Origin of the sequence: Streptomyces sp. ISL-36, from assembly GCF_018614205.1 — a bacterium.
Taxonomy (GTDB): domain Bacteria; phylum Actinomycetota; class Actinomycetes; order Streptomycetales; family Streptomycetaceae; genus Streptomyces.
In genome coordinates this window covers 14,022-31,640 of sequence record NZ_JAGGOS010000062.1, presented here as the reverse complement: position 1 = coordinate 31,640, position 17,619 = coordinate 14,022, and the positions used below count along the sequence as shown (strand labels likewise).

Below are 17,619 nucleotides of genomic sequence, written 5' to 3'. Positions count from 1 at the left end.
AAGTGAAACCGGGAGGCTAAATGAACTGTTCATACCAACTGCCTCGCGAGCATAGGGGACTCCGCGAGGAACTCGGCATCACCGACGTCACCCTCGGCCCCAAGCTCGCGATTCGGACCAAGGAGCACTCGGGCAGCAGGTCGACGGCCTGCGGCAGCCGACGGCCGCCTCATGCTCGCGGTGGACATCTCACCGTGGCTCCGGCCCGACGCCGACACCGGCTTGGACCGGTCGTTCTGCCACACCTTCGGCCGGGGCCTGGGCAAACACCAGATGGTGCCCAGCTGGCCGTACTCGATCGTCGCCCGCACTGGCGACCGGCCGCACAGCCCGCCGGACGCGGATGACGGCTCGCAACGATCCAGGAGCGCCTACGGCGCATCCAGGGCGCCGCACCCACTTACTACGCTTGACGATTGAGCCCCCGCCAGGAGGGGTCGTTCCATGGGGCCGTCGGATCTCGGCAGAGCGGCCTTCTGAAACGATCAGTTAACTTGATCTTTAACCTGTGCGGCGGGGTCGTGGGGTCGTTGACTTCTTCGTTCGTTGTTTGGCCAGCTGTGTTTTGCGGGGTGTGTGCACGTCGTGGCGTGGGGTGGGCCGGGTGTTCTTGCGGCCTGCTGGTCGTCCGGGCCCGGGCCGGGAAGATTTTGGTGCTTGGGCCGGGCATGCGGCCGGCGGGCGGATGTGCCGGAAGTCGCGGCGGACGCGGGCGGGGGTGAGCCTGTTTGGAGGGCTTGGTTTCTCCCAGGGGTGACGCCGGTCGGCTGCGAGCTGCCGTGCGAGACGAAGCTGGGTGTAGGCGGCGAGGATGAGCCAGGTCCACCGGTCGGCTGCCTCGGGGGTGCGGATCTTCGGGGACGTCCAGCCGAGGGTCTGTTTGAACAGGCGGAAGGTGTGCTCGATGTCGAAGCGCCGCAGGTATGCCTGCCACAGGCGGTCGGCGTCTGCCGGGGTGGCGTCGGTGCTGGACCACCACAGCCAGACGGGCTTGGGGGTTGCTCCGCTGGGCAGGTGGTCGATGTCAAGGCGGATCACCGTTCCCTCGACGATGGGGAGGGTGCCGTCGGCCGCGGCCCAGGAGGAGCGGTGGGCCAGCTTGGGGTGGAGCCGGTTCCAGGAGCGGGCGGTGGCGGTTCCGTAGAGACGTGTGTCGGTGACGGTTTCGGTGTCCGGGGTGCCCCAGGTGTCGGGCTGCCCGAAGACGAACTCGCTTCCGTGCCGGGGCGGACGGCCCATGGTGTGCGGCTGTCGGGACGCGACGGCCCGGCGCAGGACTCGGTCCGAGCGCATCCGGGCCAACACCTGGACCGGGAGGTCACCCAGCAGGAAGGCGAGGCGGGGTGCATCGTAGCCGGCATCCGCAACGACGAGGATGTCGGGGTCGCCCGACTGCCATTGTCCTGCCGCGATCAATCGCTCCAGCAGTTCGCGCAGTTGTCGGGCAGTGACGGTGGCGGCATCGTCCCCGGGCGCCAGACGCAAGGCGTCCAGCGGCGCGGTCCACGAGCTGCGACCAGGCTCGAGTGCGCAGATGATCGAGTAGGGCCAGCCGGGGACGGGGATGTGCTGGTCCTTGGCATCGTGCTGCAGCAGACTGCTCCCGCCTGCTGAGCGGACGACCGCGGGAGGGCCGGCGGGTAGGTGAATCGGCAACGCCTCGCATGTCGCGGCAGAAGTCGGCCGCGGCGCCTATCCGGTCGATGGCCTCGGCAGTCGGGACGGACCGCGGTGTCCCCTTGGCGCGTAGGCCGGCGGAGAAGGCAGGCAAGGCACACGGCGACTTCGCCACCATCCAGGGCATCCTGCAGAATCGCTGCGAGGTCCTTACAGAACCGGTTCGTGCGCCGATCGGCGCTTCCGGCTCAAGCAAGTCCGGGGACCATGCAGGCTTGAGGTCACCTTTGGTGTGACGCTGCCGGTGGCAATCGGTGTAACAGCTCGACTGCCAGGCGGCCCTCGCATTGAGAGGGCCGCCTGAGGCCATGAAGATCGCCGTCGGCAGGCGGCTAGGCCATTGTGTTCAGTGCCGCCCTAGCTGCCTCAATAATTGCCGGCCAGCTCGGAGATTCCAAATAGCTAGAATCCGGAGAATCCCCCAACTGTGCGATCAATGAATCAAGCAAATTGGCTAGGCCCTGTAGAGCCTCAGCTTCTGCATGATTGCGCAACACCTGCCCCACACTGGCCACAGGATCCTCCAGGACCCGCGTGTCGTCGAATAGCATATTGACGACCATCGTCAAATCATCCCAGGCGTCATTCGGCTCACGCACGCCGTCACGCCACACGCGAATCTGGTGTTGCTTGTCGGCCAGGGAGCGCAGGGCACTCACAACCTGAATTCGAGCCTCCGGAAACTCTACGTTCTCGCCACTCATGTCGGAGAATTCCAGCTCTTCCACTTCAGCCAATCCTCCAGCGGAATATGCGCCATATAGGCATTATGCTCACTCTGATTAATGGCACCCTTGATTGGATTGCCATCACGCCCGATTATCTTACCACCCGAGTTGATCACCACGTGGTGTACTTGTTGAAGCACCTGCGGATTATCCGGGTTCCCCTTGTCGATTCGAATCCCGTCCTGTTTGGGTCCAGGGAACCGGAAGCCGATACCCTTCTTGGTCGGCTTCATCGGCCCGAAGCCTTCCGGGACCTTCTGGACAGCGGTCTCTGGAAGCCACCCATCGATCAACTTCACGGGCGGCGCAGGCACGGAGGCCTTCGGAGAGGCCGCACCCTTGAGTAGCTTCTTAGCGAAAGACCTGAGAGCGCTAGCAAAACTGAGCCAGCCAGCTATTTCCGCAGCCGCGTTACCAGCATCCCAAGCCTTGGTGTTTTTATCCAAGCCTTTTTCGGTGACGAAGTCGTCATACTGCTTCGTACCCCCGCTGCAATCCTCAATCCAGCACACGGGGCTGAAGTTCGTCATGAATTCGCCTGTCGCGGCAAGGTTGTGTCCAAAGCCACCGAGGAAGTCTTTATTGCTTCCCAAAGCTCGCTTGTCCTCGGGCTCTGTGTTTGTGTAGCAGCCGGGCTTGTATGCCGGGTAGGTGGCACCACAATTTGTTCCGGTTCCGCCACTCCCGTAATTTCCCGTGCCGTAGGGTGACGACCCGCTCCCCGAGCTGGCTGATCCCCTGACGGCATCTTCTATCCCTGCAGCGAGAACCAGGAGTGATCTCACCAGGATGGCGCGAGCCAGAATATCAAGCCATTTACCGTCGGGGTCGGAGAAGGTGACAGGATTATTGTTGCTGTATGCATATCCGTTGACCTGTTGGGGGTCTTTGAGGTCCGCTATGGGGTCGGCACTAATGAAACGGCCTGTGACCGTGTCGTATTCGCGAGCGCCGAGGTGGGTAAGCCCGGTGGGGTCCTTGGTTCCACCGATGAAGCCCTTCTCCCCAGACCAGCTGGTGGGCTGAGCGCCGCGGTCTTCGCCGAATGGCTGGGTGTGCCGGCGGATCAGCGTCTGAGTTGCTGCGTCGATCTGCAGGTTAGCTGTGCCGTTATGGTCACCGCTCAGCCAAGTGAGGGACTCGGGGGTGCGGAGGGCTACGGTCTGACCGGCGTGGCTGTAGTAGCGGCTGGCTGACACCGTTCCGGTTGCCTTGTTGAGGCGGAGTTCAGTTTCGCCGAGGTAGAGGGTAGAGCCGTTCTTGTCACGGCGGATCAGGCGGTTGCCTTCTGCATCGTTGAGGAACGTGGTCTCGCTGCTGTCCGCTTCAGTGACCTTGGCGAGGTTATTCTCCGGGCCCCAGTCGAGTGTCTGTGTCTTGCTCCCGATGGTGCGGGTGCGGGTGTTTCCGGAGTCGTCGTAGGTGTACTTAGTGGTCGGGTTCGTCACATCCTCAGGCGGTGTGACCGTTGCCGTGAGCAGGTGCGGGCGCTTAGTGCCTGTTGTGGTCTTGGCGTCGTAGCTGTAGGTGGTCGTTGCCGGGCCACCTGCCGTTAGGTGATCGGTCACCGTCTCACGGTTGCCTGCGGCGTCGTACGTGAATGATGTCCAGTACGGGGCGCGGCCTCCGACGTTGCTGCTGCTTGGGGTGGTGGTGCAGTCGCTGGTTGCAGTCCAGCCGGTTCTCAGTCTGCGGTGGCCGTCGTAGGTGAAGCATTGACGGTCGCTGGGGGCGGTGGACTTGTCTTCGATCTCAAGCGGGTTACCTGCGGCGTCGTAACGGTAGTAGGTGTCGGCGTCAGTTGCTGTGTGGGATTCCGAGACGACGGTCTGGCGGGCGAGTCGCTTGGTGCCGTCCTCGTAGGAGTTGCTGATGTCAGTCCACTTGGCGGTGGAGGAGACTCCGAGGGTGGTGCGGATGCGTTCGCCTGCGGGCAGGTAGGCCGTGCTCTGGACGATGCCGGTCAAGCCTTGGAGGGTGGTGGGCAGGCGCTGGTCGTTATAGCCGTAGACCAGGACCTCTTGTGCGAGTCCTCCCATCGCGGGGATGGTGCGTCGTTGGAGGGTGCCGTCGAGGTTGTAGGCGTTGGTGATGGTGTAGACGCCGGTTCCGGCGATTGCCCCTTCGGAGGTGCTAATCGTGTATTGCTCTTTCAGCACGCGGTAGAGCGGGTCGTAGGCGGCGTTGGTGACGGCGTAGACCTTGCCGTTCTTTCCGCCGTCATAGCGGATGGTGGAGGTGGGACGTCCGACGGCGATACTGTCGTAGGACCAGCGCGCGAGGTACTTGGAGTCGTCGATGACCGGTTTTCCGTCGACTACTGGGATGACACCGCTGAGCTTCCCGGTAATGCGGCCGATCAGATCGTAGGTATAGCTGAGGATGTTGCCTCTGGCGTCTTCGGTGACGCTGACCTCGTCGAGGTTGTTGTAGTCGGTCTTGGAGGTGCCGGAGTCAGGGTCTGTCGCACTTATCTTGCGGCCGAGGAAGTCGTACGTGTAGCTCCACTTGTTGCCGGCGCTGTCCCTGACCTCGGTGAGCTGATCGCCGCGACCGTGGGTGTAGGTGAGTGTGGTGTATGCGCCGGTGGCCTTGTTGCCGTCGTATTCGCGCTTCTCGGAGAGCAGGCCGCGACTGTCGACCTTCTCCTGAACGGCGGAGGCGCCGGTGGGAGGCTCTACCGTGGTGGAGTTTCCCTCGTAGGTGGTGGAGGTGCGCGAGTGTTCCCTGCCTAGGGCGAGGTTGATCTCAGAGGTGGGACGGCCAGCGCCGTCGTAGACCTTCTGCGTGCCGACGGGTGCGGCTGTCAGGAGTGTGGCGAGCTTCCCGGTGGGCGCGGTGGTGTCGATATAGCCGGCCGCCGTCTCAACTTCGAGGCCACGAGTGTCGTACTTGGTCTCCGAAATGACACGACCGCCGCCGACTGCGGCTGGTGATTGTGTCTGGCGGGGACGCAGTAGGGCGTCGTAGATGGTGTAAGCGGTCTGATATGTGGTGCCGTCATTGTTGAGGGTTTTGGTGGCGACCCAGGAGGCTTCGCTCTGCTGAACCTTGTACTCGATCTTCTTGCTGGGTGTCTGCGTGGCGCGGTTGCGGTCGGCGAACCAGACATCGGTGAGGCGGCCGAGCGGGTCGTAAGCCATCTCGGTGCGCTTGTTGTTGGGATCGATGCTGGCCTTGTTGACGGCCCAGTCGGGGTAGATCTCTGTGGTGACGGTGTGTCCGAGGGCGTTGATCACTTTGGTTGCGGTGAGGGGCCCGCTGGCTGCGGGGGTGTATTCGGTGTGCTTGGCGCGTGTTCCGTTGGTGTCCCACTGGTCGGTGGTGCGGCCGAGGGTGTCGTAGGCGGCAGTGATCACTGTCTGGAGCTGAGGCGTGCCATTACTGTCGTAGCCGGTGACGCGCTGGGATGCTGTGGCGTCTCCCTTGGTCGGTGCAGCCCCCCATGCCTGGTTGTCATAAGAAATGCGGGTGTCCGAGACGACGTCTGTGGTTGCAGGGTCACCTGTGCGGTTAGGGGTGGCTGCGCAGCCGATGGAGAGCTTCTCGACACGCTTGGGAAGACTGAGGATCCAGGCGGTCTCGTTGGTGGCGTACTCGGTGGTGGTGCAGTCTTTTTCGCCGCCGCCCTCCGTCTCCACGGTCAGTGGCTGGCCGCTCTTGGCGTCGTACTTCGTGGTGGTGGTTGCGGTGATGTCCGTCCCACCCGGAATGGGGACTCGCTTGGTCTGCGTTGCAGTGCGGACGATATGGGCACGGACGGTTCCGTATGTGTGAGTGTCCGTGGCGGTGTTGTGGGACCAGGGGGTGGTGACCGTGCCGGAGATTTCGGCGCCGGTGGTGCCGTTGTAGGTGATCTGCTCGCGCGGCTGTCCGGCGTACTGTTCCTCGTCGGTCACCGTGGCGCCCTTGGAGTCCGTGAGGGTCTCGTTGCGGGTAGCGGTGGTGCCGATTTGTTTGTCGCCGTGCATGCCGCGGTAGTAGAGGGTGACGTTCTTGGAGCGGATGCCTGCTGCTTCGCCGGTGAGGGTGGTGACCTTCTGGTAGCCGCGCCAGGTGCCCCAGGTGCGGTACTTGTCCGGGGTGATCGGGGACTGGTCGTCGTAGGCCCAGGCGCCGCCGGCGGGGTCGTATTCGTAGGTGGTGACGGATCCGGGGGTGCCTCCTGTCGGGTCGGATTCAATGACCTGGGTGACGACGTATTTGTGGAACCAGTCCGTACGCGGCTGAGGGTCGGTGCCGGGGGTGGGATTGGACGGTGGGATCCACTTGACCGGGTAACAGCGCTTGGTGTTCTTGTCGAGCGCGGTCGGGACGTTTGTGTCCGCGATGCACTCGGGGTCGGAGTAGTTGACGCTGAGGACCGAGCCGGTCTCGGATTTGACGGTGCGGACACGCCACTTGATGAACGGCGGGATGTCGTCGCCGGTCTTGTCGACACGGTTGTGGAGCTGGATTCCGCCGAACGTGACTGCCGAAAGGCTGATGGCGGTGCCGCTGCCGGAGGTGGACTTGCCGGTGTGCTGGATGGACTTGAGCCACAGGGCGGCGTTGGAGCCGTCGCCGGGGTCGGGGAAGGAGTGCTCCAGGTGCCAGTTGTTGACGTCGCGGTAGTCGGTGTCCGCGCCGGTTCCGGTTCCCTTGTAGACCTGGGTGGTGATGTCGGTCAGGCGCTTGCGGGAGAAGAAGGAGGGTGCCGGCTGGTCGGTACAGACGGTGTCCTTCTTGCAGATCTGGTCGAAGGGGACGTCGGGCCAGGCGGTCTTGTTCGTGGTGGTCAGGTTGGTGCAGGGTTCTCCGCCGGGGACGGGGATGCAGCGTTCCTGGACGGTGAACTTGACTCGTGCCGCGGCGGGCTGGGTGGTGGAGAAGATGGTGTTGGTGCGCTGGCCGTAGTCAATGCGCTTGAGGTGGCCGGCGCGGGTGTATTCGGTGCCGTTGCCGGTGGTGCCGTTCTTGGCGTAGGAGTTGAGCTCCTTGTCGTACCAGTAGGTCATGACGTTGCCGTGGGGGTCGACGACGTAGTCGAGGTTCCACCGCCATGCCTGGTTCTTGGCGCGGGCTGAGAAGCTGGTACCGGCTGAGTACCCGGGTTCACCGGAGTCGTCACCGAAGACGGGGACAGTCCAGACGGAGTTCGTCTCGGGCTTGCCGATGGCCCAGCCGGGAAGCTGGTTCTTGCCGAACACGTACTGAGTGCCGTCGGTCGTGGTGACGGTCCAGAACTCGCCCTTGTCCGCGGCGTCTCCGTCGTCGGTGTTGACGGCGCCCGTCCCCCGGACGACGCGCTCTCCGTCGTCGCCCTGCAGGTGCCATTCGCCGGAGGTCTGGTCCTTGACGAGGCTGCTGGACTTGCCGTTCAAGACGATCGAGGCGTTGTCCTCGCGCCAGCACTGGTCGGCCTTGCCCTCCTGGCCGTCGTCGTCGCAGCTGCCGTAGGAGCGCTCGACGTAGGAGGTGGCCAGGTCGAAGCCCTCGCCGACCCAGGACGGCTGGGCGCTGGTGGAGGAGGTGCGGCCGTCCACGCTCTGCGCCGAGTAGCTGATCGACGGGCCCGGCGCGGGGCCTGCGGGCGCGGGGACGACGTCCATCGGGTAGGACCAGGTGAAGTCACCGTTGGATCCGCCACCGGCCCATGTCGCCGACGGGGAGAGGGGGGTGGCTTCGTATGAGCCCTGGTCGGAGGTCGTGCCGGCGGACAGTGCCAGAACCGTGAAGGCGCTCGCGGCCTGGGATGTCTTGGGCGTGGTCACCTTGGCGGTGACGGTCTGGTCCTTGGTGTCGTTGGTGGAGGCCACCGATTTGGTCGCGCGGCAGGCAGGCTTGTCGGGAGTCGTCAGGGCGCAGGCGGGGAGTTGGACCATGCGCAGGCGCGAGGACCAGTTGCCGCTGTAGGCGTTGGCGAATCCCTTGTAGTCGAGCGTGACGTCCATCTGCGACGGGGTGGTCTTGCCGTCGGCTCGGGCGACGCTGAGGACGACACCGTCGATGCCCAGCTTCGCCGTGGATGCGCGGTCCAGGATGCGCACATCTGCTTGCACGGGGGCAATGGGCGTGGACTTCGGGCTGCCGGCCCTGGCCGTCTTGATGGGGCTGGTCTTGGCCAGCTTTACCGGAGTTCCCTCAGCCTGAGCCTGTGCGCCAGCAGGGGAAGGCAGCGTGACGCGGGCCGTTGCGGCGGTGGGCCAGAGTGTCTTGGCGCTGGCTCGCTGGCGGGTCTTGGTTTCGGCTGCGCGGGCCGGGTCTGGAAGGTTCTTCATCTTCGGCTGGAAGGCCTCTGCCTTGCCGAAGTTGGCTTTCTGTAGCGGGGAGTGATCGCGTTCGAATTCCTGAACGGGTGCTACTCCCAGCAGGGTGGTGACGATCGCGGTGGTCACCGGCAGTGCGATGGCTGCCATACGGCGGCGCGGCGCTCTGTGCCAGGACCATGCGGACAGCACTGATCTCGTGCCGGACACGTGGGTCTCTCAATCTGGAAGGTGGGGTGTGCCGACGTGCGGCACACCCCACGGGATGAATCGAGGTGGAGAGGATGCGGACTGGCTACTCGATCGGGACGGGCGGCTCTTCGACCGTGGCCAGCTGCGTGATCTCCTGTTCGGAAAGGACTCCGGCGTAGACGCGCAGGTCGTCGAGGAGGCCGGGCAGGTGGTTGCCGAACTCGCCGGTGTCCGCGCGACGGCCGCGACCGATGTTGAGCGGGCCGGTCGGCTGGAACGCACCGTTAGTGACCAAGCTGCCCGCCTGAGCTCCCAGTCGCTTCCCCGACAGGTAGAACTTCAGGGACTTCTCGGGAGCGTTGTAGACGGCTGTGACATGCACCCATCCCGAGGGGCGTTCGAGAGAGTGGGTGGATACATTGCCGGGTGCGTTGAGGCTGTCAGCGCTGAACAGGCCGAAGTTCCAGGTGCCAGTCGCCTGGCCCTTTTCCTGCCGGTACCAGACCCGCAGGGCGTCGCTCTTGGTGCCCGGAAGGGAGAAGACGGTCGGGCTGTGCGCGAACTCGGTGTATTCAAGGGTGGGGTAGTGGCTGAGGTCGGTCCAGCCGACGAGGGTGAAGCTGCCGTTCGCATCGAAGGGAACGTTGGCGGTGCCGTGGGCTCCGAGGGTTTCGTCCATCAGCAAGACGTTGGCGTGACCGTTGTCGCCGGTCGACAGAAACCCGAGCCCACCGTCGAGGGAGAGCGTGTTGTTCCTGCCGGAGGAGTCAGCCGCGGCCAGTGCGCCCTCAGGTTCATCCATCAGCCACTGGGCCAGCAGCGCAGCCCTGGTGTGTCCCGTGTCGGGGTTCTCAGCGTTGACGACAGGTGACAGCTCGCTGGGGAACAAGGCCCGGTTCCACAGCTGGACATGGTCGACATCACCCCAAAGCTGAGGGTTGCCCCACCGGCCGACCTCGAAGGCTCCGTTCGCCGGCCAAGGAGTCGTAAAACTCGCCTCGGCGTTGGCGACGCCGTTGACATAGAGGCGGATCTTCGCAGCCTGCGCGTCATACACGCCCATCACGTGGGTCCACGCGCCGAGCACCGGGGGACGCTGAGACACGGCACGCGCGATGGTGGTCTGTGTATCGAGCGCGTCCGCCGCGTACCGGTTGAAGATCCATCGGTCGTAGCCGGAGGAATAGTAGAGCTGGAAAGCCCCGACCGTCGTGCCCATCTGTGTCAGGACAGTAGTCTGCTGCTTGGCTTCCAGCTTGACCCAGGCGGCCACCGTGAAGCTCTTGGTGGTGTCGAGAACAGGTCCGGCTGTGGTCGCGTAGGTCGTCGACGAGGCGTCATCGACTCCGGACCCGAGCCGGGCCTTGTCGTTCCACGTGCCCTGGTTGAGCGTCAACGCATGGGTCCCTGTCGCGTCTGCCGCAGTGGTGCCGCTGTTCTCGTCGAACGTCCACGCTGCCACCGGGTCGCTTCCTCGAGCGACATTGAAGAAGTAATCGGTCGCCGCGCTCGGATTGCCCGCTCCGTCGAAAGTCTGGACCCGCAGGATGTTGGTCAGGCGCTTGTCGGGGGCGATGTCTCTCTTGTATGAGCTGGAGTTCGCGGTGAACGTCTTGCTTTCGACAAGCTGGCCGTTGAGCCAGATGTCGTACCGCCGGACATCCGTGGCGTTGGCCGTGATGAGGAACTCTCCTGGCATCCCCACACCGCCCGCCTGCGGGTCAGATTCACATGTGGTCCCGGCGCACGGCGCGTAGACGGTGGATGACACTGTCGGCTTGGGCGGCGCCGTCGCATCGACCTTGAAGTAGCAGCCGGCGTGGGCCGGACCGCCCCCCATGATGGTCGTGATCCCGTTGAACGTATACCGGTACTCACTCATCGCGTAGAAGACGTACGAATGCCCCGAGACGAGGGCCGCCGTGGTCACCTCGCCCGGCTGGCCTGACGGCTTCCACTCAGCGGGGCGCAGCGTCACCTTCTTGTTGTTGTCCGACCGGTCATACAGGTCGAAGACGGGTCGCAGGCTTGCCTGAGCTCCGTCGTCGGACACGGGCGTTGCTGTCAACCGGGGCGTGGCGTCACGGATGAGGGCTGGGCTGGACGATGCCGAGCAGGCGATATTGGGGTCCGCCATCTTCACGAACTTCGGAGCATCGTCGAGCTTCGAGACGTAGGTGATGGACAAGCGGGGCTTGCGCGAGGTCGTGGCCTGGGGATCCGCCGGCGACAGGAACTGCTTCCAGGCGATCGGATCGGCTTCGTCGGCCTTCAGGCCCAGAGTTGTGGTGGCCTGCTGGGCGCCAGCGGTACTGATTACAGCTGCTGTGGCGTTGAACTCCACATCGCCGTCGGGGCAGTTCGCCGAATAGCCCTTGGCGACCGACCTGTTCGTAATGTACTTCCAGGTCACGGTCGAATCGAAGGTGGTCGCTGCCGAGATCGCTGACGTCTGGTACAGGTTGACGGTCTTGGGCGTGCAGTTCGCGGACCAGATCTCGTAGGCCGTGAACTGCGCGTCGAGGATCTTCTTTCCGGCGACGGCCCGCGTGTCGAACTGGAACAGCGACCGCGACTTCTTGTTGTCCACCCAGGCGTCGTATCCCACACCGAGGGAATGTGACGTCTTCCAGAAGCTCGTCTTGGGAGCGTTAGACCACAGAGTCGTCCACCCGGTCAAGGTGGCGGTTGCGGCAGGCGGGTCGATCACCACGGGGTAGGACGTATCAGGAGCGGTGAGGAACGCCTGGTCCGGCGCCACCTCCAGCATTTGGTCCGACGCGGTCACCTGGGCGATCGCCGTATGCGAGCCCGGTTCCGGAAGGTCCGGTTCCTCTTGGGTCTCTGCGGGCGCGGCAGCTGCAGACAAGCGCATGCTGGTCTGCGCGGGAGCTGCGTCGGATGCGGAGTCCCACATGAGCGCCGCGCTGCTCGAGAAGACCGGCCGGTTGGTGCTGTCGGTCAACGACACGGCACCATGCCTGGATGTCTTGACAGCCAGCCCGTTGGTCTTGACGGGGAACTTGATGGCCTTGAGAGCAGGGTCGGTCGCTGCCTCGCGTGTGTGGACAACCAGGTTGTGGGTGAATCCGTCCGGACGGATCTGCACCACCAGGTCGACGTCAGGCCGCACTGACTCGTAGACGGCCGAAGCTCCGGCTATGCGAGGAGCGGGAAGCTTCCATGGCGCGCCGAGCTCGAATGTCTTGCCGTCCCGGGTGATGGTCGCCAGCGGGGCATCACCACCGCCCGACAGAACGACATCCTGCGCTGCTTTAGGCGTCAGCCGCCCGTCCGCGCGCTGGACCAGCGCCGTGTCGATCGCGGTCCACGCACCGTTTCTCCGCACCCGCTCAGCAACGGGAGAAGACTCGAGCGTGAAGGTGCCGTCGCTGTTGGCCAGTACCCGATTGGTCTCGCTGGTGAGAGAGGCGACCTCCACACTGCGGCCCTCGGCGACAGCCTTCTTGGACGCCAACTGCTCGGCCGTTGGCGCCGGCAGGACGTCGTCCTGCCAGAACGCCTTGCCCTTGGCCTCTTCGGAGGCCGGCTGGCTGTCCAGAGGGGCGGGCACTTCGACATCGTCGGCCGGTGAAGACGCGGAGGCCGGGAGGGGAGTCAGGGAAACACCCGTCAAGGCCAGCAGCGCTCCCGCTGCAGCAATCCCCCCACGCGCCGCTCCCCTGGGGCGCCCATGTTTGATCACGTGATACTCACATTCCAGAATCTTTGGTACTGACGGAGAGGGCCGCTCCAGCCGCGCATCGCGGCACGGGAGGCTTTCATCTGTGGAAGCGGGGGCGCGCAGGAGCCAGGCGTCGTCAGCCCATAAGTGAAGGTCTTCCGTCAGCGCTGACTCAACCCATGCGAGGAAGGGCTTCACGCGCCTCGGAATCGCCTGGCACGCGAGCGGGCCGTTCCGGGCGAGCCCATCGGGAGGAAACGCTTCATCGCCTGGGGTCGCTCGCGCCTTGGAACCAACCCTCGTCATGGCCGCCGTCGACGGACGGCGTTCCCCCACTCCCCCTTTGCCTCACGCTCTCAGACCCCCTGCTGCCCCAGACCCCGCACAGACGTGAAGGACTCGTGAACAGCAACCATGAGCCTAGCTCCCATCAAACTCCAGGTCTAGGTCCGTAAATGACGCTGACCAGCGAAAACAGGCGAGCTTGCATCGAAACTTCCCCATAGCGTCAGTGTCGTTGCACATCGCACGCAACGGGCATCCCTGACTCGGGTCCGCGAGCCCGCGCTTCGGCAGCATCGAAGGCGATCTGACAGAACCTCACCAGCGCATCGCATGCATACGCGGTGACCGTGGTCCCCTCGAGCCGCGAGCGCCATGTCAGCGCCTTTCCTGCTCGCCCCCACGGACACCGGCACAGCTCACGAGCGAAGGCGAAGCGGGGATGGTCAAGTCCTTGGAAGCGATTGCGAGACGGCGCGGGTGAAGCCCGGATTGGGTAAGGAATTCCCTGCCCGACCAAACCCGTGGTCGTCCGAAGGCATGGCGCAGTGCGGGCCAAGTCGCCCAAGTCGACACCACAACCTGCATACCCTTTCGCAGACTTCGGTGTTCAGTGGATAGAGTCGCGCACCAGGGGTGGGGGCACGCGCATTCTCGACGCGCCGACACAGCTTCCCTGGGGGTGGTGTGGGAGTCGGTGCCGCCCGCGGGTGGGGGCCGTCTGGCCGTAGTGCCGTCTCACGCTGCGTCAGCACAGATCACGATGCCATGAACCGGGATGCCGTCATGGCCTGGAGGAATCTTCATTGAGCAGGCGTGTGCGCCGGGTTTCGGCGCTGAGCGGGGTGGCCGGGCTGCTGGCGGTCGCGGGGATCGTGGCCGTCGGCACCCCAGCGGTGGCCGAGGACGTCTTCAAGGTGGTGCCGCAGGACGTGATACTGCCGCCGGCGAGCTACTGGGACACGGCCGTGGGCATGAGCGGCACGACGTCAGCCGTCGGCGGGAAGCTGGTGCTCGCCTTCTCCGCCGAGCCACTGACCGGCGCGGAGTCGAGTGCGGGACTGCCCGCGAGCTTCGTCATGCAGCACAACCCGTGCGAGAAGGCCGCCGGCTACAACGCCGTCTTCATCTGCCGGACAGGCCCCGACTTTCAGCGGCCCCCGACGTTCCTCGCGACCCGAGACGCCGCGGACATGACCACGGTGTACCGGGGATACGCGTACGTGCCGCAGGGCGGTGACCTCTCCGCGGGCATAGAAGCCGCGCTCAGCGCGAACGCCAGGCCTGCGGGCACGACGCACGGCGCCTCGAAGGCGGTCGTCAAGACGCGGGAACACGCCGAGCGCAACACGGTGGGGTTCACGCTGCAGGACGTCGCCGCCGGGAAATCCGCATGGCACGAGACGCGGCTGCACGCCCCCGACGGCGGCAGGATCCACGTCCGCTTCGACCAGGCGGACGGCCAGGTCGCCACCCGCGGAGACCGGATCATGCTCAGCGAGCTGACGTCGGGCCCCGGCGCCTCGTGCGTGACGCTGAACCCGCAGATCTCCTCCAGCTGGCACAGCGTGCGGTGCACGCTCGAACCGGGCGACCACACCATCGGCTACCGCCTCACCGCCCCGCCCGCTGCCAGCACGTTCAAACTGGAGACCGTCGTCCAGCACAGCATCTACTCGGCCGGCATCCCCGCCGACCATGTGGAAAGCGTGGGTCCGTTCGCCGTATCCGGAGCACCCGTCCATCCGAAGCACGCCATCCTCGGCCGCGACACCACCGGCAGCCTGTACCTCTACGCGGGCAGCGGCAACGCCGACCGGCCTTTTATGGAACGGCGTCCGCTCGGCGGTACCTGGCAGACATACAACGCCCTCACCCGGCTCTCCCCGCTGGCCGAAGACCTCCAGTACCAGGACCTCGTTCCCGCGGAAGCCATGCGCGGGCGCGGCGATCTCATCACCAGGGACGCCTCCGGCACCCTCTGGTACCACCACCGGCAGAACCTCTACAACGGCGAGCCCTACGCGGCCCGCGTCAAGGCCGGTACCGGATGGAACATCTACAACCAGCTCACCGGCGCCGGCGACGTCAACCGCGACGGCCACATGGACCTCCTCGCCCGCGACAACGCCGGCGTTCTCTGGCTCTACCCCGGCACCGGCAATCTCACCACCGGCGCCCGCTTCACGGCCCGCATCAAGGCCGGCACGGGCTGGAACATCTACAACCAGGTCGCCGCCGGAACCGACCTCAGCGGCGACGGCACGGCCGACCTCCTCGCCCGCGACACCACCGGCGCACTCTGGCTCTACAAGGGCACCGGCAACCCCACCGCCCCCTACGCCGCCCGCATCAAGGCCGGCACCGGATGGAACATCTACAACCAGCTCACCCTCTCCGGTGACCTCACCAACGACGGCAAGGCCGACGCCATCGCCCGCGACACATCCGGCGCACTGTGGCTCTACAAGGGCACCGGCAACCCCACCGCCCCCTACGCCGCCCGCACCCAGATCGGCACCGGCTGGAACATCTACAACAGCGTCCTCTGACCCCGCCTGTGCCCCGGAACACCCGGCCCGGGGCACACCACCACCGCAACTCCCCGCCGCAACCCGAGCAACGCAACCCGCAACCGCATCTGACGCGACCGGAGCCTGCCCAAAGGGGCTGCTCGGCAGGGCCCCGGATGTCTTACATGGAACCGGCAACGCGGGGCAGATCGCCTGGGCGGTTCTGAGCCGACCCACACCTCCCGAGACGGCTCCGGTTGCAGTTGCGCCCCTGCACTCACCAGCCCGGTCGAACTTTCCCCGCACGCGGACAGGTCCCTACTCGCGTCACCTGTGCTTCTCTCCACCTCTCCAGGGCCCCGAGACTGACCCCCAAGCCAGAAGCTGTTCCAGCGGTCCCTGCTCACCGGCCGGGCGACTCGCCGAACCTGTAACATCCGGTTCCAATGGGGAGTTGGTTGCCTTCGCGCTGGGGCGTGACGGTGTCTTTCTCCCGTGTCGGAGGGGGAACGCTCGTTGACTGCCTGGATCGTCATGGCCGGAAGAGGCAGCTGCTACGCCGATCAATTCACCGCGTACGGGATGGCCTTGTTCGATTATCACGAGCTGGGTGACGTCTCGAACGAGAAGGACCGCACGTCCATGGCCCGGCGGTTCACCTACATGCGCCGCGAGCAGGACCAGAAGCTCATCACGGCGGGCGCCGCCAAGAAGTACGCAGCCGAGCTGTGGAAGATCATGCACGAGGTCGGCGAGGGAGATGTGCTCTACGTGCCCATGAGCGGCTCCAAGAATTACCTCCTGGGCCGCGTCACCGGACCGTATGCCTACCGCAACGACTTCCCTCTCGAGCACCGGCATGCCATCGCGGTCACGTGGGCGCGTCCGTTCGACGCTCTCGACATCGAAGAACCACTGAGGTCCCAGGTACGGGGAACCCAGTGGACGATACGCGAGGCACCCGACCAGGACAGCGCCTTGACGTTCGCCGACAGGCAGATGAACCTTTGATCCGCACCTGACCCCCGTCCGTCCCCCGGGAACGCGGCACCGCGGCCGGCATCGCCCAGGGCATTTCCCTCCGGAGCAGGGACCTTGCCGGGCTCGCTGGTTGGCGATGCGCGTCGCTGGGGCGGCTGCCTGCGCGTCCTTGTCCCCGAGACGGGCGCGGACGGGCCTGAACCGGCCTCCGAGGAGGAGACGGCCGACTCGCGGTGGCCGACCGGCCACCGGTTCGCCGACCAGACCCGGGCCCGGCACGCCGCCATCCACGCCCTGCTGGAAGCCGGCCACAGCCGCCGTTCGATCCAACGCCAGCTCGGCATGACCTGGCGCACCGTCCAGCGCTTCGCCGACGCTGCGGCGCCGTAGGAGCTGTTCACCGGCCAATGGCAGAACCGGCCATCCGTCCTCGACGAGTACAAGACCTACCTCGACGAGCGCTGGAACGAGGGATGCACCAACGCCTGGAAGCTCTGGCCCGCACCAGTGCGGTGAACACGCTCGTTCGCGACTTCGTCACCTAAGCAGGGGTGACCCGGTCAGCCGAGCGGACTCGCGTCGACACCGTTCTTCTTCATGCATGCGTCGTTGTAGGCCGTCAGAGTGATCGCGCTCTTCTCCTGAGCGGTCCCGTACTGCGCATCCATGGTCCAACCACGCTGCCTGAGGATCGCGAGGGCGTCGCCGATAACCCCGTCCAGGTTTTCGTGCTCCCTCAGTCCCCCGGACTGCTGCCAGTCACGCTCGCGCAGTTCGCCCACCACCGCCTTGTAGCGGGCAAAGTCAAGGGGGGCCGTCTCGTCACCGACGCTTCTGAAAGTGACGGTGCATGATGGCAGCGAGCCGGCCGGACCCTCCTCGAACGTACCGGCATATTCTGGGTCGTTCGCCGGAACGCCCGCGTCCGAGAGCGAGGTGTCGAGATCAGTGCGCACGACCTCTTTCGTGAGCGGTCCGGTGCCCTTGGGCCGTGGCGACGCCGACACTGGAGCGGCGGTTGCCCCGGTGCTCGTGTTGCTCTTGCCGCAGCCTGCAGCTCCAAGCGCGATGATGACCGCTATTGCCACGGCCGCCCACTTCGTCCTGCTCACAGTTGTCCCCTCCCAGGTCACAGGGGTCATTCACCCTCGCGACCAAGGGAGGAGTGTGCCACGGTGTGCTGATGGGCGGCCCCCCACCCCACCGGGTGGAACACCGGCTTCCTGCCGACTGGACTGAACCCAAGAGGGCGAAGCAGACCCGGGTGGCGAGGACAGATGCTGTCGAGGTAGAGAGGCAGCCAGACGAAGGCG

At 65.3% G+C, this 17,619-nt stretch carries 7 protein-coding genes and 2 pseudogenes; 4 read left to right on the top strand and 5 right to left on the bottom strand.

Annotated features, from left to right (window positions below):
• Positions 1-147: 147 nt before the first annotated feature.
• A pseudogene (locus J7E93_RS37140) lies at positions 148-331 on the top strand (transposase); the annotation flags it as partial.
• A gap of 170 nt (positions 332-501) precedes the next feature.
• On the opposite strand, the pseudogene J7E93_RS17285 reads toward J7E93_RS37140, so the two are convergent.
• The 4 genes and pseudogenes from J7E93_RS17285 to J7E93_RS17270 form a co-directional block, all read right to left on the bottom strand.
• Positions 502-1,578: pseudogene (locus J7E93_RS17285) on the bottom strand (transposase); the annotation flags it as partial.
• A 431-nt stretch (positions 1,579-2,009) separates the two neighbouring features.
• Positions 2,010-2,405, bottom strand: a complete 396-nt coding sequence (locus J7E93_RS17280; protein ID WP_215070338.1) for a hypothetical protein — start codon at positions 2,403-2,405, stop codon at positions 2,010-2,012.
• Positions 2,378-8,803 carry an RHS repeat-associated core domain-containing protein gene (locus J7E93_RS17275; protein WP_215070336.1) on the bottom strand — a complete coding sequence of 2,142 codons (6,426 nt, stop codon included), beginning with the start codon at positions 8,801-8,803 and terminating at the stop codon, positions 2,378-2,380. The genes J7E93_RS17280 and J7E93_RS17275 overlap by 28 nt, the downstream gene beginning before the upstream one ends.
• A 145-nt stretch (positions 8,804-8,948) precedes the next feature.
• Positions 8,949-12,419, bottom strand: coding sequence for a LamG-like jellyroll fold domain-containing protein (locus J7E93_RS17270; protein ID WP_308368690.1), 3,471 nt, complete (start codon positions 12,417-12,419; stop codon positions 8,949-8,951).
• 1,199 nt (positions 12,420-13,618) lie between these two features.
• Between J7E93_RS17270 and J7E93_RS17265 the strand changes: the two genes are divergently transcribed.
• From J7E93_RS17265 to J7E93_RS17255, 3 genes are all read left to right on the top strand, one after another.
• On the top strand, positions 13,619-15,364 hold the full coding sequence (locus J7E93_RS17265) for a VCBS repeat-containing protein (protein WP_215070334.1): 1,746 nt from the start codon (positions 13,619-13,621) through the stop codon (positions 15,362-15,364).
• Positions 15,365-15,841: 477 nt separating this feature from the next.
• Positions 15,842-16,336 (top strand): hypothetical protein, encoded by a 495-nt coding sequence (locus J7E93_RS17260; RefSeq protein ID WP_215070332.1) that lies wholly within the window; start codon positions 15,842-15,844, stop codon positions 16,334-16,336.
• Between the two features lie 84 nt (positions 16,337-16,420).
• The gene (locus J7E93_RS17255) at positions 16,421-16,696 is read left to right on the top strand and encodes a helix-turn-helix domain-containing protein (RefSeq protein ID WP_215070330.1); all 276 of its coding nucleotides are present in this window, start codon (positions 16,421-16,423) and stop codon (positions 16,694-16,696) included.
• 170 nt (positions 16,697-16,866) lie between these two features.
• Here the strand turns inward: J7E93_RS17255 and J7E93_RS17250 are convergent, their stop codons facing one another.
• The gene (locus J7E93_RS17250; protein WP_215070328.1) at positions 16,867-17,418 is read right to left on the bottom strand and encodes a hypothetical protein; all 552 of its coding nucleotides are present in this window, start codon (positions 17,416-17,418) and stop codon (positions 16,867-16,869) included.
• Positions 17,419-17,619: the final 201 nt, after the last annotated feature.

Bases quoted from the DNA above. Each gene is read 5' to 3' on its own strand.
- J7E93_RS17275 (WP_215070336.1), bottom strand. From the start codon at position 8,803: ATGGCAGCCATCGCACTGCCGGTGACCACCGCGATCGTCACCACCCTG.